At 64.1% G+C, this 17133-nt stretch carries 15 protein-coding genes; 7 read left to right on the plus strand and 8 right to left on the minus strand.

Features of this window, described 5'->3' with window-relative positions:
- Window positions 1-25 precede the first annotated feature (25 nt).
- The 3 genes from ACVWWJ_RS15600 to greB are packed head-to-tail and all read left to right on the plus strand — an operon-like array spanning window position 26 to window position 3296.
- Window positions 26-1534, plus strand: a complete 1509-nt coding sequence (locus tag ACVWWJ_RS15600) for a helicase HerA-like domain-containing protein (RefSeq protein ID WP_456968602.1) — start codon at window positions 26-28, stop codon at window positions 1532-1534.
- A gap of 2 nt (window positions 1535-1536) precedes the next feature.
- Complete coding sequence (locus tag ACVWWJ_RS15605) at window positions 1537-2799, plus strand: hypothetical protein (RefSeq protein ID WP_456968604.1); 1263 nt, start codon at window positions 1537-1539, stop codon at window positions 2797-2799.
- Entirely contained in the window at window positions 2796-3296 is a 501-nt protein-coding gene (greB, locus tag ACVWWJ_RS15610) for a transcription elongation factor GreB (RefSeq protein ID WP_159893900.1), read from the plus strand. Before ACVWWJ_RS15605 ends, greB begins: the two co-directional genes overlap by 4 nt.
- Before the next feature lie 106 nt (window positions 3297-3402).
- On the opposite strand, the gene ACVWWJ_RS15615 is transcribed toward greB, so the two are convergent.
- Window positions 3403-6960 carry an ATP-binding protein gene (locus ACVWWJ_RS15615; RefSeq protein WP_456968606.1) on the minus strand — a complete coding sequence of 1186 codons (3558 nt, stop codon included), beginning with the start codon at window positions 6958-6960 and terminating at the stop codon, window positions 3403-3405.
- Window positions 6961-7041: 81 nt separating this feature from the next.
- Here ACVWWJ_RS15615 and ACVWWJ_RS15620 point away from each other — a divergent pair, with 81 nt between their 5' ends.
- Window positions 7042-7677 (plus strand): response regulator, encoded by a 636-nt coding sequence (locus ACVWWJ_RS15620; protein ID WP_456968608.1) that lies wholly within the window; start codon window positions 7042-7044, stop codon window positions 7675-7677.
- A gap of 22 nt (window positions 7678-7699) precedes the next feature.
- Here ACVWWJ_RS15620 and ACVWWJ_RS15625 read toward each other — a convergent pair whose 3' ends face one another.
- The 3 genes from ACVWWJ_RS15625 to ACVWWJ_RS15635 all read right to left on the minus strand — a co-directional run bounded on the left by ACVWWJ_RS15625 (window position 7700) and on the right by ACVWWJ_RS15635 (window position 10610).
- Window positions 7700-8497: a DUF3025 domain-containing protein gene (locus tag ACVWWJ_RS15625; protein ID WP_456968609.1), complete on the minus strand. Its 798-nt coding sequence runs from the start codon at window positions 8495-8497 to the stop codon at window positions 7700-7702.
- A gap of 5 nt (window positions 8498-8502) precedes the next feature.
- The gene (gene rimO / locus ACVWWJ_RS15630; protein ID WP_063574184.1) at window positions 8503-9819 is read right to left on the minus strand and encodes a 30S ribosomal protein S12 methylthiotransferase RimO; all 1317 of its coding nucleotides are present in this window, start codon (window positions 9817-9819) and stop codon (window positions 8503-8505) included.
- A gap of 182 nt (window positions 9820-10001) precedes the next feature.
- Window positions 10002-10610, minus strand: coding sequence for a hypothetical protein (locus ACVWWJ_RS15635; protein WP_456968611.1), 609 nt, complete (start codon window positions 10608-10610; stop codon window positions 10002-10004).
- A gap of 1061 nt (window positions 10611-11671) precedes the next feature.
- Between ACVWWJ_RS15635 and ACVWWJ_RS15640 the strand changes: the two genes are divergently transcribed.
- The gene (locus ACVWWJ_RS15640; RefSeq protein ID WP_456968612.1) at window positions 11672-12343 is read left to right on the plus strand and encodes a dienelactone hydrolase family protein; all 672 of its coding nucleotides are present in this window, start codon (window positions 11672-11674) and stop codon (window positions 12341-12343) included.
- A complete protein-coding gene (locus tag ACVWWJ_RS15645; protein ID WP_456968614.1) occupies window positions 12340-12771 on the plus strand; it encodes an HIT domain-containing protein in 432 nt (143 codons plus the stop codon). The genes ACVWWJ_RS15640 and ACVWWJ_RS15645 overlap by 4 nt, the downstream gene beginning before the upstream one ends.
- 171 nt (window positions 12772-12942) lie before the next feature.
- Here the strand turns inward: ACVWWJ_RS15645 and ACVWWJ_RS15650 are convergent, their stop codons facing one another.
- The 3 genes from ACVWWJ_RS15650 to apbC all read right to left on the minus strand — a co-directional run bounded on the left by ACVWWJ_RS15650 (window position 12943) and on the right by apbC (window position 15257).
- The gene (locus ACVWWJ_RS15650) at window positions 12943-13461 is read right to left on the minus strand and encodes a hypothetical protein (RefSeq protein WP_159893888.1); all 519 of its coding nucleotides are present in this window, start codon (window positions 13459-13461) and stop codon (window positions 12943-12945) included.
- A gap of 86 nt (window positions 13462-13547) precedes the next feature.
- Window positions 13548-14114, minus strand: coding sequence for a dCTP deaminase (gene dcd, locus ACVWWJ_RS15655; protein WP_159893886.1), 567 nt, complete (start codon window positions 14112-14114; stop codon window positions 13548-13550).
- A gap of 57 nt (window positions 14115-14171) precedes the next feature.
- On the minus strand, window positions 14172-15257 hold the full coding sequence (apbC, locus tag ACVWWJ_RS15660) for an iron-sulfur cluster carrier protein ApbC (RefSeq protein WP_456968615.1): 1086 nt from the start codon (window positions 15255-15257) through the stop codon (window positions 14172-14174).
- Between the two features lie 163 nt (window positions 15258-15420).
- Here apbC and ACVWWJ_RS15665 point away from each other — a divergent pair, with 163 nt between their 5' ends.
- Window positions 15421-15867, plus strand: a complete 447-nt coding sequence (locus ACVWWJ_RS15665; protein ID WP_159893882.1) for a DUF2147 domain-containing protein — start codon at window positions 15421-15423, stop codon at window positions 15865-15867.
- Between the two features lie 74 nt (window positions 15868-15941).
- On the opposite strand, the gene ACVWWJ_RS15670 is transcribed toward ACVWWJ_RS15665, so the two are convergent.
- Window positions 15942-16871, minus strand: coding sequence for an IS110 family transposase (locus tag ACVWWJ_RS15670; protein WP_456966652.1), 930 nt, complete (start codon window positions 16869-16871; stop codon window positions 15942-15944).
- Between the last annotated feature and the right edge of the window lie 262 nt (window positions 16872-17133).

The following is a 17133-nucleotide window of genomic DNA, read 5'->3' on the forward strand; positions in this document are numbered from 1 at the left end:
TCAGGACATCCTTAAGGACGAAGCCATGCCAAATATCCTGATCGGCCGCAATGAAGACGCCGCCGTGGAACTGGATTCCCGCTACGGCAACCGGCACGGCATGATCGCCGGCGCCACCGGCACGGGTAAGTCCGTCTCGCTGATGTTGCTGGCGGAAGGCTTCTCCCGGCTGGGTGTGCCCTGCTTCCTGGCCGACGCCAAGGGCGACCTGGCGGGCCTGTCACAGGCGGCCAGCGCGCCGTCAGACAAGCTCACCGCCCGCCTGGCGAAGCTCGGCCTCACCGACTGGAAGCCACAGGCCAACCCGGTCGTGTTCTGGGATATCTACGGCAAGCTCGGCCACCCCGTGCGCGCCACGGTGTCGGAGATGGGCCCGACCCTGCTCTCGCGCATCCTCGAGCTCAACGACATCCAGGAAGGCGTCCTCGAAGTGGTGTTTCGTGTCGCCGACGACGAAGGCCTGCTCCTGCTCGATCTCGCCGACCTGCGCTCCATGCTCGGCTTCGCCGCCGACCATGCGAAGGACATCTCCAGTCGCTACGGCCTGATCAGCGCGCAGAGTGTCGCCGCCATCCAGCGTTCCTTGCTGCGGTTGGAGCAGGATGGCGCAGACTCGTTCTTCGGCGAGCCGGCGCTCGAACTGGCCGACCTGATGCGCCAGGACATGAGCGGCCGCGGCGTCATCAGCGTACTTGCCGCCGAAATGCTGATCATGAAGCCGCGCCTGTACTCCACCTTCCTGCTGTGGCTGCTTTCCGAGCTGTTCGAGCAATTACCCGAAGTGGGCGACCTGGACGTGCCGAAGATGGTCTTCTTCTTCGACGAAGCCCACCTGCTGTTCGACGATGCGCCAGCCGCGCTACGGCAGCGCGTGGAACAGGTGGTGCGACTCATCCGTTCGAAGGGCGTTGGCGTGTACTTCTGCTCGCAGAATCCGGACGACGTTCCCGGCGAGATCCTCGGCCAACTCGGCAATCGCGTGCAGCATGCGTTGCGTGCCTTCACGCCTCGCGACCAGAAGGCCGTAAAGGCTGCCGCGGAAACGTTCGCGCGCAATCCCAAGCTCGACGTGGTCGAAACCATCGGTACGTTGGGCACCGGTGAAGCGCTGGCTTCGACGCTCGGCGATGGCGGTGTGCCATCGCCTGTGCAAAAAATCCTGGTCGCGACACCCGTTTGTCGTATCGGCGCCATCACCCCGGAAGAACGCAGCGCCGTACGTTCGCGCTCGCCGGTGGGCGCCAAATACGACACCACGGTGAACCGCGAGTCCGCGGAAGAAATGCTCGCCGCGCGTGCGTCTGAAAAAAGCGCGCCCGATGCGCCTCCCGCGAAATCCGCCGGTGGCAAGACCGATGACAGTGAGGCCGATGCGGGCTGGAGCGGCGCCGTGCGCGATGCCGTGTTCGGCACCAGGCGCCGCCAGGGCATGATCGAAACCATGGCCAAGTCCATGGTCCGCACGGCAGGCTCGCGCGCCGGCCAGCAGATCGTTCGCGGCATTCTTGGCAGCATCTTTGGCGGAAAGCGCTGACCATGCCGCGACATGCCCTTGCCGACGCCAGCACGCCGTTTGCACAGCGGATCCTCCTCGGTGTGCGCTATCCGCTCCGCGGCGCCGCGCCGGTCACGATTCTCGCGGTCGCGGCGTTCGAGCTGCTGACGTTTTTTCCCATCACGTTCCTGCGCGTCATCGTCATGTTCTTCGGCTGGATCGCGACTTATACCTATGCGATCGAGTGCCTGCGCCATACGGCTGACGGCTTCGCCGATCCGCCGGAGGTGGCTCTCAATACCGACGATCGCACCAGTGTTGCCCTCATCGTCATCCAGCTCACCGGCAATGCCATGGCTGTCCTCGCGACGCTGTACCTGGGCGCTCCGGGCCTGCTGGTCCTGCCGCTGTTCGCATTCGTGTTGCCGATCATGACGATGTCGCTGACCTTCGACGGTGTCGAGGCGGCGCTGAACCCGCTCACCTGGTTCCGTGTGGTTGGCCGGCTCGGAAGCGACTACCTGCTGCTGTTCGTAGTCGTGACGACCGCCACCCTGCTCCAGGCCGGTGCCTTGTATGCACTGGCGGAGCATGGCCCCGCCTTCCTGGGCACGGCCGCGTTCTACGTCATCGCCAACTACCTCACCATCTACACCTTCCACCTCATGGGCGCGCTCATCCATCATCGCCATGAGTCCCTGGGTTACCAGCCCGAATCCGAGGTGATCGCCGAGGCCGCCAACCCGGATGATGACAACGCCCTGCTGGGCCATGTGAACCTGATCGCCCGCGACGATATCCCCGGTGCCACGGACATCCTCACCGAGCGCCTGCGCGAAGGCATCGCACCGACCGCCCTGCACACGCGTTATCGCGAATTGCTTCGCGTGCAGGGCCGCCTTCCCGAATTGCTCGTGCACGGCCAGATCTGGATCGCCGCGCTGGTGCCGGCGCATGAAGAACGTCGCGCACTCGGCGTCGTGCAGGACTGCATCGATGTGGATCCTGCCTTTCTTCCCGATGCGACGATCACTTGTGGATCCCTCGCGGATACGGCGGCCCACGGCGGCATGACTCGCCTTGCCCTTCATCTTGCCCTCGGCTATCTCCGTACATGGCCGGGCGACATGGGCGCACCGCATTACGGGCTGCTTGCCCTGCGCATGCACGAGCGCCAGCATGAACCCGCCGAGGCGGCGGCGCTGGGACGCCGCCTGCTTACCGCTTACCCCGATCATCCCTTGCGCGTGGATATCGAGGCCTTGCTCGACACACTGACGACAACGCGCAAGGTGTCGACGTGAGTCGCTGGCGTCCACCGGCACCGTCGTCGACCGCCATCATCACGCGGGACGGATTCGAACGGCTGAAGAGCGAGCTCGACCATCTCTGGCACACCGTACGCCCCGAGGTGGTAAAGGCCCTGGCTGCTGCCGCTGCCGAAGGTGATCGCTCGGAGAATGCGGAATACACCTACCGCAAGAAGCAGCTCGGGGAGATCGATCGCCGTGCCCGCTACCTGAGCAAGCGAATCCCGGTGCTCCAGGTGGTCGAGGCCGTGGCCTCGCAGCGGGACGCCGTGTTCTTCGGCGCGACGATGGAAATCGAGAATGTCGAAACCGGGGAAACCGTGCGTTATCGCATTGTCGGCCCCGACGAGACCGACGCACGCAAAGGCTGGATCAGCATCGACTCTCCCATGGCGCGAGCGGTGTTGAAGAAACGCGTCGATGACGAATTCGACGCGGATCTGCCCGGGGGACGAACACGCTTCGCGGTGATCGCCGTCGAGTACCTCTAGCCACCCACAGCTGTTGTAGGAGCCGAGTAGCAGCAGCTGTTGTAGGAGCCGATTCATCGGCGATAGCGATCTTGCCGCGAGCACCCATTCGCCGATGAATCGGCTCCTACAAGGGAGAGGCGATCGCCAGGCGGTTGGCGATGGACTCGAGGCCGTCGGTGAATTGCACCACTTCCCGTGCGAACGCTTCGACCGCACCACGGTCAACCTCACCACCCTCGCGCAAGCCCAGCTCCAACCGCTCCCCATGCTCCGCCACGGGCGAGGCACCGAACACGTTCACCCCGCCGAGCACATGGTGAATCCAGCCCGCCGCCTCGTCGGCATCGCCTCGCTCGATCACAGCCGGTAGCCGCCCCAACGCCTCCCGTGTCGCCTCGACGCCCGCGCGAATCACGGCACCGATGTTTTCGTCGGAGCCGAAGGCCCGGCGTAGCCGGTCCATATCGATCACCGGTTCGACAGAGGCTTTGTCTTCCAGCCAACGCGCGACGGCGGCATGGAAGGCCTCGAGGCGGATCGGCTTGCGCAACAGGTCGTCCATGCCCGCGGCAAGACACAGCTCGCGCTGGTTCGCGCGCGCGTCGGCCGTCATGGCGACGATCGGAAGATGGCGGCCCGTTCCGCCCTCACGACGACGTACCTCACGAGCCACCGCATAGCCATCCATTTGCGGCATATGACAATCCACGAGCAGGAGATCGTAATCCTGCTTCTGCATCGCCTCCATCGCCGCCACGCCATCTTCGACGACATCGCAGGTGTATCCGCGCAAGCCCAGCTGCACGCGAACGAGCGCCTGGTTGACCGGGTGATCCTCGGCGAGGAGGATGCGCGCGTCCGGGCGGGCGGGCTGCGCTGGCCATGACGTATCGGCGCGCACCTCGGCAACAGGCAGGGGCAGTTCGGCGATTGGCAGGTCCAGCGTCACGGTCACCGTCGTGCCCTGCCCGGGCTCGCTGTCGATGGCGATGTGGCCACCCATGCGTTCGATCAGGCGCCTCGAAATGCTCAGGCCCAGGCCCGTTCCGCCGAAGCGACGCGTCGTCGACGACTCGGCCTGGCTGAAGGGGGCGAAGACGTGGCGTAACTTGGCCGCATGGATGCCGATACCGGTATCGGCAACGATGAACCGCAGTCTCTGGCGCGAGGCGAGTGTCTCATCCACACGCACTTCCACGCCAATCTCGCCGGACGCCGTGAACTTGATCGCATTGCCGATAAGGTTGAGCAGCACCTGGCGCAGGCGCCCGTCGTCGACCAGGACGCCGGCGGCGAGTGCCTCGTCGAATCGCGTGTGCAATTGAAGACCTTTTGCGTCCGCCTGCGCGGCAAGGATAGCCACGGCACCCTCGACGATGCTGCGCGGATCCGAGGGCCGTGCATCGAAGGTCAGGTGACCGGCCTCGATCTTCGAGAAATCGAGCACGTCGTCGAGAATATGCAGCAGTGCCTCGGCCGAGTGCTCGATGGTTGCGACCATCTTGCGTTGTTCCGCATCCAGCCGCGTGCGTTCAAGGACGTCTAGCAAACCGATGACACCGTTCATCGGTGTGCGGATTTCATGACTCATGGTGGCGAGGAAATCGCTTTTCGCGCGCGTTGCCGCTTCCGCTTCGTCGCGCGCACGCGCCAACCCGCGAGCTGCCTGCTCCTGCGCGGTAACGTCCACCCAATAGCCATTCCAGCGGACTGTGCCGTCGGCGGCAGCCAGTGGCACGGCATCCGAACTGAGATAGCGAACACGACCACCGACCTGCGCCCGCACGGTCACATGGAGCGGCGTGAGTTCACGTGCCGAACGCTCAAACGCAGCGTGCAATGCTTCGCGATCTTCGGGTGGTACGGGTGCCAGCATGGCGTCGCCACCGCCAAGAAGCTCACCCGGCTCCATCCCGAGGACGCGTTGGGGGTCGCCACCGATGTAGGCCATCGCGTAGCCGCCCTCGGTGCCGCGGACCGCTTCGTAGACCACCGCCGGCACGTGATCGGTGACTTCGGCAAGCCGGCGCTCGGTCCGTTCGCGACGTCGCGTTTCGCGGCGAAGGTTGAGGTAGGCGTAGCTGATCGCGATGAGCGAAAACAGCAGGACCGCCACGAAGGGCAAGACGCGTCCGGCCACTTCTCGCCAGGTCGGGCCGACGACGTAATGCGACGCAAACCAGGTATTACGGATTTCCTGTTGGCGATGCGTGGACAGGTTCACCAGCACGCGATTGACCAGCGGCAACAACGGCGCCAGTTCCCGCCGCACGCCGATGGCGATCGCTTCCGATTCGCCCGTCGGTGCGGCAACCTTCAACTGGCCAAGGAAACTCTCGCGAATCAGGTAGTCCACCGAGGCAAGGTTGCCTACGAAGGCGTCCCCTTCACCGGCGGCGAGGCGGCGCAGCCCCTCCGCTTCGGTGTCCACCGGGACCGCCACCACGCCCGGTATGCGCCCGAGCAGACGCCGGATCGGCTCGCGTGTCATGTTGGCAATCACGCGCTTGCCCGCCAGATCGTCACGACCAGCGATCGTAGGCGAGCCCTCACGGGTGACGATCATGATCGGGAAGTCGAGGTACGGAACGCTCGCTTCGAGGTGGGGAAACGTAGCGCTTTGCGGGTTGATGGCCGCCACGAGGTCCACTTGCCCCGTCTTCACCCGCTCGACCGTGCCCGCCCAGTTCTCGCTAGGCACCTGGGTAATCCGGATACCCAGTTCAGCAGCGATCTCTCGCACATAGTCGAGGGAGAGACCCTCGGCCTCGCCTTGCTCCGTGATCAGGCTGAAAGGTGCATAGCTCGGATCGACGCCAAGACGCAGAGGTGGCAGCGCACCCAGCCAGGCCTTCTCGCGCTCGCTCAGCGGGATGCCGGCAAGACGTGGACGGGGGGCAATGTCGCGGCCCACCCAACGCGCGCGCAGGCGTCCGTGATCGGCGGCGGTCAGTTCGCCGAGTGCGTGGTCGATGGCATCGCCCAGCGGTGCGCGATCGGCCGGCACGGCGAACGCGAGCGCACTGATCGGCAAGGCCAGCGGGCCGCCCACGCGCAGTTCCTGCTCGAGGCCCAGGCGCGCCACGAATTCGCGCGCGGAATAGGGATTGTCGATATAGGCGACGACGCTGCCGGACTTCACGAGCGAGAGCGCCTCGGCGGTCGAGGCGGTCTCTACCAGGATCGTTTCCGGCAACTCGCGACGAAGCGCGCCGATGTCGAAGTAACCGGCGTGCACGGCCAGGCGCTTGCCGCTCAGTTCGCCTGGACGATGAATAATCGGCACATCGACGCGCTCGACCAGCGCGGGGAGCGATTCGAAATAGGTCGCGCCCACACGGATGCCGGGCATGCCCTTTTCCAGGGGCGTCACCGAGGTCGCGACATCGATCTCTCCACGGGCCAGCGCCTTCAGCAAATCGGGCCAGGTCGCGTAGGTCTTTGTCTGCAGGGTGACCCCCAGCTCGCCCGCGATCTCGCGTAGGTAATCGGGCCCGAGACCTTCCAGGTCACCGTCGCGCAACTCCTCAAACGGCGGGTAGCCCTCGCGGTAGGCGCCTACAGTCAGCACCGGATGGTGGCGCAACCACTCCGCGTCTTCGCGCGGCAACGGCGTATCGGGCCGGGCCGAGACCGGTCCCGCGAGCACAACCAGTATTAACAGAAGGAATCGTCGAATCACGTCGCAGGCTTCGTCAGGGGAACTTCATGGGCATAATCGGCTCTATACGGCGCGTTGACACGCCAACAGGAGACACAAGGCATGCCACTCAAGGTCATTCTGGCAGACGATCACCCCCTCGTTCTGGTTGGGGGAAGGCTTGCGCTGGAGAATGCGCACATCGACGTGGTCGCGACGGCCAAGGCGGCGGACGAGCTTTTGAGCATCCTCGCAGAGCGCGAATGCGACGTCGTCATTACGGATTTTCTCATGCCGAGCGATCGGCAGGACGATGGCTTCCCCCTTCTCGAGAAGATCACCAAGCAATATCCACACGTCGCGTTGATCGTCCTGACCATGATCAATCGCCCTGCGGCGCTGCAATCCATGCTCAGTCGTGGTGCCCGTGGCATCGTCGACAAACGTGCACCGATGGACGAACTGGCGACAGCTGCGCGTGCGGTGCACGAGGGCGAGACCTACCTGAGCGAAACCCTGCTCGACATCCTCAACGAGGCAGACGAAACCTCAGTGGCCATGCCCGGCACGCCGTTGTCGCCGCGCGAGGTGGAAGTGGTCACCATGTTCGTCCGGGGCATGTCGCTACAGCAGATCGCCGACCAGGAAGGCAAGTCGGTGAAGACCATCAGTCGGCAGAAGCGCGACGCGATGCGCAAGCTCGGCGTCGATCACGACAGCCTGCTGGGCGAATACGTCCGCGACCACGGCCTGGCCTGAGGCTAAAGCCGGGTTCGCCAGCTCAGGCGTCTGCCAGCGGAGCCGGATACGTCCGGCCCGCGCGCAGCGGCTGGAAGCACGGCGCCGCCGTATAGAACGACTCGTCGCCGGTGTCGGCATGCCACCCTGGCACACCGGACACCGGCAGCGGACGCAGCTCCTGCGGATCGTTGAGCACGACGCTACTTGCAATGGCGCGGGCGCATACCGCGTTGGCGTCGCCCTCCCCCATCACCACCAGAGCCTTGCCGACCAGCAGCTTGTCCGGTGCGAGCGCGTGCTCGAGAAGGGCGTGCCCGAACACGTCGACGCGTGCCCTGCCATCCAGCCACGCGTCGCGGTGGGTCCAGAACAGGGTATGCCAGTCGTGCACGTCCCAGGCTTCGAGCATGGTGCGGTCCGTGAGCCTCACGACCATCCCGGCTTCGTCGAAATGCGTCAGTGCACACTGCGCGCGCGAACGCTCACGTGGTCCCATCAGCGCGATCTCGGCCATCTGCCGCGCATTCAATGCGCGCTTGAGTTCGCCGTGGCGAAGCCAGACGAAGGCATTGAAGAGGTCGTGCCAGTTTTCGGGACGCGTGGCGATGGCGCCATGACGCGCAATGCGTTCTTCGTAGTGCAGGCCGTCGCTCAAGAGCGCGAGATCCTGACCGACAAACCGGACGTCCGATGCATCCGGCAACAAGGCATTCAGCGCGTCGATCGTGGGCCATTCGGGCCCATCGATCAACGCGGCAAACTCGTGCCAATGGGACAGTGGCGGCGACACGAGGACGCTCCGCTCGAGCGTGTCACGCGCGGGCGCCACGTACCGCATGGGACTTACGCCAGGCGACCGTAAAGGTCGTGCGCGTCGGCTTCTTCCACCAACACGTCGACGAACTGACCCGGCTTGAGCATCTGGCCATCGTCGATGCGCACGGCACCGTCGATTTCCGGTGCGTCGGCGCTGGAACGACCCCAGGCACCATCGGCATCGATCTCATCGATCAGCACCTTGATGGTGCTGCCGACCTTGCGCTGCAGCTTGGCCGCGGAGATTTCCGCCTGCACCGCCATGAACTGCTCGAGGCGATCTTCCTTGAGCTCCTCGTCGATCTGGCCGGGAAGGTCGTTCGCCTTCGCGCCGTCCACCGGTGAATAGGCGAACGCGCCGACGCGGTCGAGTTCGGCTTCACGAAGGAAACCGAGCAGTTCCTGGAACTCCGCGTCGGTCTCGCCGGGGAAGCCGACGATGAAGGTGCTGCGGATGGTGAGGTCCGGCACCTGGCGGCGCCAGTTCTGGATGCGCTCGAGCGTCTTGTCGACGTTACCCGGGCGCTTCATCAACTTGAGGATGCGCGGGCTGGCGTGCTGAAACGGAATGTCGAGGTACGGAAGGATCTTTCCATCCGCCATCAGCGGCATGATCTCGTCGACGTGCGGATACGGATACACGTAGTGCAGGCGCGTCCAGATGCCGAGCTCGGAGAGGCCTTCGCACAGTTCAGTCATGCGCGTGCGATACGACTTGCCGCGCCACTCGCGCTCGGCGTAACGGACATCCACGCCGTAGGCGCTGGTGTCCTGGGAGATGACGAGCAGCTCCTTCACCCCGCCCTTCGCCAGCTTTTCCGCTTCCATCAGCACCTGGTCGACCGGGCGGCTGACGAGGTCGCCGCGCATCGATGGGATGATGCAGAAGCTGCAACGATGATTGCAGCCTTCGGAAATCTTCAGGTAAGCGTAGTGCTTGGGCGTGAGCTTCACGCCGATGTCCGGCACCAGGTCGAGGAACTTGTTGCGCGTCGGCGGAATCGCCTGATGCACCGCGCTCATCACGCTGGCGTAGTCCTGCGGACCACTGATGGAGAGTACATCGGGGTAGCTTTCGCGAATGAGTTCCGAGCGCTTGCCGAGGCAGCCGGTGACGATCACCTTGCCGTTCTCATGCAGTGCTTCGCCGATCGCGTCCAGCGATTCCTGCACGGCGGAGTCGATGAAGCCGCAGGTGTTCACCACCACGGCATCGGCCTCGCCGTAGCTCGGGACGATCTCGTAGCCCTCGACCTTGAGCTGCGTGAGGATACGTTCGGAGTCGACGAGCGCTTTCGGACAGCCGAGGCTGACGAAACCGACTTTGGGAGCGGCCTGGGACATTGCCGTGGGTACCGGGGTGTAGGAAGCCGGGCATTATAGCTGGTTGGCGAACATGGGATCGGGCGGCCCTTTACGCCGGTCGAACGACATCCGGGCGCGTCGGCGTTACCGCGCCCTTTCAGGCCCGCGCAAAGGCCCTCAGGGGGACAAACTTCTCGTCACGGCAAAAGCAGCCCGGCGCATCAGTGCGTCCCCGAAAGAGCGGGCGGCGGCGGCGGCGGCGGGACACTTTGCCCGGGCAATGGGCGAGGACTCTCGGGTAGCGCCTGATAGCCGGGACAGCCGCGCACCCCCTTGCCACAGCGATGGTCCTCCCGATTCAGAAAGGCCATCAGCGCGGCACAGGTCTCTTTCGACGCCCCGCAGAGTATCGACCGGCGCAGCTCTATATGGCCTGGAACAACGACATAACGGACGCGGACGACGGAGGGATAGAAGAGGTTTCCCTTAACGAATGCCTCAAAGAACTCCTGCTTGTGCGCAGACCTGAAAGTTACGATTCCATACTCAGGGTGATTTTTCACCAGTATGTAGAGATTCGACTCGTTCGTCAGCGCTGCAATCCCTTCATTGGCCGTGCCAAACGGAATCGGTACCGAGGAATCATGGGATTCATCAATGAGGCCGTCTTGCTTCAAACGATCGTCGATAGATGTGAACCCGGTCTTCTCGGGTGATTTGGACTGCGCCGCACCGTACTCAGGTGCCACTGCCAAAGGCGGCTGATTGAGCACCTGCGCATATGCAATTTCACTGGTTAACAGCATCAGCAAAGAAGCTAGGACCTTCACGAATTCCCCCCTATTGGACAGCACAGATTTGCGCGACTCGAAGACGCTGACTCACAGAAGCGTGCGCTACGGAAGGCTTCAATCCTCCGGCGCAGTTACACACCCGATGCGCATCAGAAAGCCCTAGCCCCACGTCTGAGGCCTGCTCTCCGTCGGAAACGGAAATTTCAGGCGGGCAGCTTCGCTCATCGCCCTCTGCCTAGCAATGGGCTGTACCGGCTTCGATTCGCTTCTGGAAATGCGTATGGCAAGCGGCGCGATATAGATACCGTAGCCTAGGGACAGCCGAGGCTGACGAAACCGACCTTGGGAGCGGCCTGGGACATTGCCGTGGGTACCGGGGTGTAGGAAGCCGGGCGTTGTAGCCGGTTGACGGCCACGCGGCCGGCCCTTCACGCCCGCTCCAACGGTATCCGGGCACCCCAGCGTTGCTGCCCACCTTCCCGGACCGTGCAGCGCCCCTCAAGGGACAAACTCCCCATGATAAACACTCTGCTGGAGGATCCGCCGTCCGAAACAGTCACACGCTGGCTGAGACATCCGCGACGCAAGGTCCCGCTATGGATCGAAAGGGGACATTGAAAATTGGCTCATCTACTTCCGACTTTTGAGGCGATCGAGCAAGTTTTGCGTCAATTGGTTAACTCGGCAGCCACGCAGTCAGTCGGCGACACAGCAGCGCAGGCTACGGCGGAAAAAGTTTCCAATCTGACTGTGCATACTGACGGCGCCGCTGCCTCTATCGAGTACGACTATGAGATTCCCCAAGGATATGGGCATACGTACTGGACATTGGTCGCAACTAAGGACGCCTGGAAGATTACCTCTATTGTTTATTCGATCAACATAAGACCGTCAGCGAAGTAGCCCTTATTGACCATCGCAGGGCCTTGATCAGTCTCGAAGGGGTCGTGGCCTATGAACATAAACAGCCCGGCCTGGGACATTGCCATTGGTACCGGGGATAGGTAACGGGCGTTATATCCCGTGGCCGCCACACCATGGACACTCTCCGCCGGTTACGCTTGGAGAATCTTTCTCACAGCCACGGAGACCCACCCATGGGCCGCACGCTTATCCTCGATACCTCCCGCCCCCACGAGAGCATGGACGCCTACCTGGCCGAGCCCGAAGGCGCGCCCAAGGGCGGCGTTGTGGTGATCCAGGAGATCTTCGGGGTCAACGCCCACATCCGCAGCGTAGCCGACCGCTTTGCCGCCGAAGGCTACGTCGCCATTGCACCCGCCCTGTTCGATCCGGTGCAAAAGGATGTGGAACTGGGCTACGACCAGGACGGCATGCAGAAGGGCTTGAAGTACATCTCCGAGCTGGGCCTCCTCCGCCCCATGCAGGACGCAGGCATCGCCGCCAGCCTCATCGCCGACCAGTACAAGGTCAAAGTCGGTACGGTGGGCTATTGCTGGGGCGGCACCGTGGCAGCATTGGCCGCATTGCGCCTCGGCCTGCCTTCATCGAGCTACTACGGCTCGCGCAACGTGCCCTTCCTCACGGAGCCGGCCAAGGCCAACGTCATCTTCCATTTCGGCGAACGCGATCACTCCATTCCGCCGGAAATGGTTGTGAAGCACCGCGAACTGAAGCCGGAGATGGACACGTGGGTGTATCCGGCCGACCACGGCTTCAACTGCGATGTCCGCGCCAGCTACGACGAGCCCAGCGCAAAACTGGCCTGGGAACGCACGCTGTCGTTCTTCGCACGCGAACTGGCATGAGCGCAGGGTTCGACCTGGATGCGAGGCTTGCCGGCGACACCCTCGTCGTCGGCGACCTTCCGTTATGCCGGGTGCTTCTGATGAGGGACAGCCGCTATGCGTGGCTGATCCTTGTGCCGCGCCGGCCGGGACTGGCCGAGGTGTCCGACCTCGGCGAGGAGGAGCGCGCCCTGCTCTGGCGCGAAGTCGACACCGCCGGAGCCGCGATTCGGGCTGCCGCGCCCTGCGACAAGCTCAACATCGGCGCCCTGGGCAATATCGTCCGCCAGCTGCATGTGCACGTCGTGGCACGGCGGGAGGGCGATGCCGCGTGGCCCGGGCCCGTGTGGGGCTTCGGCAAGGCAGAGGTCTACGCTGAAGGCGAGGCGGAGCGATTGGTTGCAGCGTTACGCGAGAACCTCGACCTACCCGCTGGCGACTCCCTGTAGGAGCCGCTTCAACGGCGAACCGCGGCAGCGGGCCGGGTTATCGCAAGCACCCTATCGCCGCTGAAGCGGCTCCCACAGACAGAGACAGGCACAGACAGAACAGACACACAAAGAAAAGCCCTGCTGCGAGCCGCCGGGGCGGTCGCAGCAGGGCTCTTTTACCCGAACAGCTTAGCGCTGGCCGGCGCCGGCGTTGCCGCCACCACCGTTCTGGGTGTCGTACGGGCTGCTGGAGGCTTCCTTACCCGCCATGCGGTCAGGCAGGGCGCCCTTGTTCGGGGTGTCTTCCAGCTGGCGGGCCTGGGATTCGACGGCGTTCAGGCGGACCAGTTCGCCCTTCTTGTCGTAGTACACGGCGAAGTTGTAATCGAGCGCCATGCGGGCCATGAAGCCAAGATGGTTGTCACGAATCTTCGAGTCGTCGCTGGGCAGCACGAGCACGGTCTTCGGCAGCTTGCCCTGGTCCTTCAGGTAGGCAAAGTGGCTGCCGGTATCGGCGGCCGAGAGCACGGCACCGTCGACGATGAACTGGCCGCTCTTGTACGCCTTGATGGTGTAGTCGAACTGACCCTGCGTCGTCGAGATGTGGTCGTTCTTCGAGACGCCACTGTGGCAGCCGGCAAGCACGAGCATGCTGGCGAGAAGAATCGCCGCGGCGGCGCGGGCCATCAGGGTGGGAACTCGGATCATGCGTGTCTCCGTGCATTCAGTTGGGCGTGAAAGGGGCGAGTTTAACTCGCGCCCGTGTCGGGCGCGTCTGCGACGTGAAGAGTCGTTCAGGTGGTCGGCAGGGTGACGCCGCGCTGTCCCTGGTACTTACCGCCACGATCGGCGTAAGAAACTTCGCACTCTTCGTCAGACTCGAGGAAAAGCATCTGGGCGACGCCCTCATTCGCGTAGATCTTGGCGGGCAGCGGCGTGGTGTTCGAGAACTCCAGCGTCACATGACCCTCCCACTCCGGCTCGAGCGGCGTCACGTTGACGATGATGCCGCAGCGCGCATACGTGCTCTTGCCCAGGCAGATGGTCAGCACCTGGCGCGGAATACGGAAGTACTCAACGGTGCGGGCTAGCGCGAAGGAGTTCGGCGGGATGATGCAGACATCGGACTTCACGTCGACGAAGCTGCGTTCATCGAACGCCTTGGGATCGACGATGGTCGAGTTGATGTTCGTGAACACCTTGAATTCGGCGGCGCAGCGGACATCGTAGCCGTAGCTCGAGGTGCCGTAGGACACCAGGCGGTGACCGTCGCGCTCTTTGACCTGGCCAGGGGCGAACGGCTCGATCATGCCGTGCTCCGCGGCCATGCGGCGGATCCACTTGTCGGACTTGATGCTCACTAACTGATCTCCCTCGCTGGAGCCGGAAAGGTATAGGAACGCCGTCGAACACGCTACTTACGTGTTCTGGATGACGATCTTGGGGAAGGAAATGGCCTTGTTGCGCGCCTGCAGGGACAGCCTGGCGGCGGTCGAGCGGGCGATGGCGCGGTAGCGTGCGGCCAGGTCAGAGTCGGGGATGGCGGCCACGGTGGGCTTGCCGTCGTCCGACTGCTGGCGGATGCGGATGTCCAGCGGCAGATCGCCCAGGTAGGCAATGCCGGCTTCCGCCGCCATGCGCGCGCCGCCACCCTGCCCGAAGATATGTTCCTCATGACCGCAGTTCGAGCAGATGTGCGTGGCCATGTTTTCGACCACGCCCAGGACCGGCACCTCGACCTTGCGGAACATGCCCAGTGCCTTGCGGGCATCTAGCAGGGCGATGTCCTGCGGCGTGGTGACGATGACCGCGCCGGAAACCGGCACTTTCTGCGAGAGGGTCAGCTGGATATCACCGGTGCCCGGTGGCAGGTCGATGATCAGGTAGTCGAGTTCTTCCCAGCGGGTGTCTGTCAGCAGCTGCATCAGCGCCTGGGTGACCATGGGGCCGCGCCAGATCATCGGCGTGTCCTCCTCGATCAGGACGCCGATCGACATGGCCTGCAGGCCGTGCGCCCGCATCGGGACGATGCTCTTGCCGTCCGGCGAGCTGGGCTTGCCGGACAGGCCGAGCATGCGCGGCTGGCTGGGGCCGTAGATGTCGGCGTCGAGAATGCCCACTGTGGCGCCTTCGGCCAACAGGGCCAGCGCCAGGTTCACCGACACCGTGGATTTTCCGACGCCACCCTTGCCCGAGGCCACGGCGATGATGTTCTTCACGCCCGGGAGCGGGGCGAGCTGCCCCTGGACCTTGTGCGCATGGACCCGCCAGGTGACTGATACGGCTGCCGCTTCGATGGCAGGGTCAGCTTCCAGGGCAGCCTTCGCCTCGGCGGCGGCCTGCTCGACGTAGCCCACCGCCGGGTACCCGAGCTGGATATCGACTGACACACGGCCGCCATCGACGCCTACAGCGCGAATCGATGTGCCGAGCGCCTGCCCGGAGTGAGGGTCGATGACGCGATCGAGCAGACCGCGTACGAGGGTTTCGGTGGGCTGGGTCATGGGGAGATTTGGGCAAAATCGAAGATCGCCCATTATGCCAGTGCGTGCCCGACCCCGCCGGTTTACCTATGGCGGCCGCCCTCTGGCGCGATGCAGCTTGACGACTGCGGCGCTCCTCGTCAGTCTCCGGCCATACCTGACCGTATGGGGAGCTCCGCACCACATGAAGCCGCTGATCCGCGCCACCTTCGCCCTCGCCCTCGCCGCGAGCGCCCTCCCCGCCCTGGCCGCCAACGACACCCCGGTCGGCAAGTGGAAGACCATCGACGACAAGACGCAGGAAGTGAAGTCCATCGTGGAGATCACCGAGAACGGTGGCCTGCTCGAAGGCAAGGTGCTCCAGGTACTCAAGTCCGAGCACGGCCCGCACCCGGTCTGCTCCGAATGCGATGGCGAGCGCAAGAACAAGCCCATCGAAGGCATGACCATCATGTGGGGTCTTAAGAAGGACGACGGCGAATGGTCCGGCGGCCAGATCCTCGACCCGGCGAAGGGCAAGATCTACAAGGTCACGCTGAAGCTCGTCGACGGTGGCAAGAAGCTCGACGTCCATGGCTACATCGGCTTCTCGCTGATGGGCCGCAGCCAGGAATGGGTGCGGGCCGACTGAGGCCGGCCTGTTGGCCTGTTGGCCTGTTGGGGCCTGACGGGTTGGCAGGCTTTGTGTGGGAGCAACTGTCTTTTTCAGACAGCCGCCTCATGCCGCCAGCCGACCTGGTCACGGACCATCGCATTGATCGCCGTGATCAGCCATCGCATGCAGGCGACGAGAGCCACCTTGGCCACTTTTCCTCGCGCCCGTAGGGCGCGGTAGCGCTCTCCGAGGGCGCTGCCTTTGGTTCGGATGGCTCCCCAAGCCGCCATATACAGCGCGCGCCGCACGATCCAGCGGCCGGCACGCACATGCCGGGCGCCGTCGCGGCGACCGCTCTGGTCGACGTAAGGCGCCACACCGACCAGGGCGGCAATCTGCTGCCGTGTCAGCTGGCCCAGTTCGGGTAAATACGCGATCAGCGTCGCTTGCACGACGGGTCCGACGCCCGGCACCTCGCGCAATCGCGATGCCGGATCAACGTCCTTCGTCGCCGTTGCAATCTGTCGGTCCAGGTCGCGGATTTGCATGCTGGCCGCATCGATCATGGCCTGTAACGCTTGGCGAGCCGCCGTCAGCCTCGTCTGCTTCAGCCGCCGGAAGTTATCGTCGCGCTGGCTCACCATCTGCAAACGGCAACGTACCAGCTCGGCCAGGTCGGCGCGCTCGGGTGCCGGCGTCTGATAAGGCTGCGGCGTGATATGCGCGGCCATCCGCGCCAGGATCTGCGCGTCGAGCGAGTCGTTCTTGGCGAAACGCCCCATCGCTCTTGCGTAAGCCGTGGCGCGATGCGATGCCAGCCGGGTGACGCAATAACCCGCTTGCGCCAAGGCATCGACGATGCCTCGCTCGTAACCGCCCGTCGCTTCGATCGCGATATGCGGCACGTCCAAAGGCGCCAGAACGTGCAGTAAAGCACGGTGGCCTTCGGCCGTATTAGCGAAGCGCTCGCAGCGCTCCCCAGGAAAAAAACCCACGTCCAGCATGGATTTACCGGTGTCGATTCCTACATGGATGCTCATGACTTCACTCCGGAGTACGATCGGAAGTGAGAGCACCTCCACCATGCCCCGGCTTGTGAATTCGAGGTACGACTCGGGCAACTGTTCGGGCTATTGGTGGAGGGAGTGCGGCAGCCCCAGCTCCCACACGTGCTCGCAGCACCGCCGATGACGGGCTTGCCGCACTCCGCTCTCACCCCTAAGCCTACGCCGGTCCTAAGACACAAGCCGATTCATCGGCGATTGACCTTCCGGCTAAGCCGCTCCGTTGGCCTTTCGCCGC

The organism is Luteibacter sp. HA06, assembly GCF_054061215.1.

Bases quoted from the DNA above. Each gene is read 5' to 3' on its own strand.
- apbC (WP_456968615.1), bottom strand. From the start codon at position 15,257: ATGACCCAGCCCACCGAAACCCTCGTACGCGGTCTGCTCGATCGCGTC.
- ACVWWJ_RS15600 (WP_456968602.1), top strand. From the start codon at position 26: ATGCCAAATATCCTGATCGGCCGCAATGAAGACGCCGCCGTGGAACTG.
- rimO (WP_063574184.1), bottom strand. From the start codon at position 9,819: ATGTCCCAGGCCGCTCCCAAAGTCGGTTTCGTCAGCCTCGGCTGTCCG.
- ACVWWJ_RS15670 (WP_456966652.1), bottom strand. From the start codon at position 16,871: ATGAGCATCCATGTAGGAATCGACACCGGTAAATCCATGCTGGACGTG.
- ACVWWJ_RS15665 (WP_159893882.1), top strand. From the start codon at position 15,421: ATGAAGCCGCTGATCCGCGCCACCTTCGCCCTCGCCCTCGCCGCGAGC.
- ACVWWJ_RS15650 (WP_159893888.1), bottom strand. From the start codon at position 13,461: ATGATCCGAGTTCCCACCCTGATGGCCCGCGCCGCCGCGGCGATTCTT.
- ACVWWJ_RS15605 (WP_456968604.1), top strand. From the start codon at position 1,537: ATGCCGCGACATGCCCTTGCCGACGCCAGCACGCCGTTTGCACAGCGG.
- ACVWWJ_RS15640 (WP_456968612.1), top strand. From the start codon at position 11,672: ATGGGCCGCACGCTTATCCTCGATACCTCCCGCCCCCACGAGAGCATG.
- ACVWWJ_RS15645 (WP_456968614.1), top strand. From the start codon at position 12,340: ATGAGCGCAGGGTTCGACCTGGATGCGAGGCTTGCCGGCGACACCCTC.
- ACVWWJ_RS15620 (WP_456968608.1), top strand. From the start codon at position 7,042: ATGCCACTCAAGGTCATTCTGGCAGACGATCACCCCCTCGTTCTGGTT.
- ACVWWJ_RS15625 (WP_456968609.1), bottom strand. From the start codon at position 8,497: ATGCGGTACGTGGCGCCCGCGCGTGACACGCTCGAGCGGAGCGTCCTC.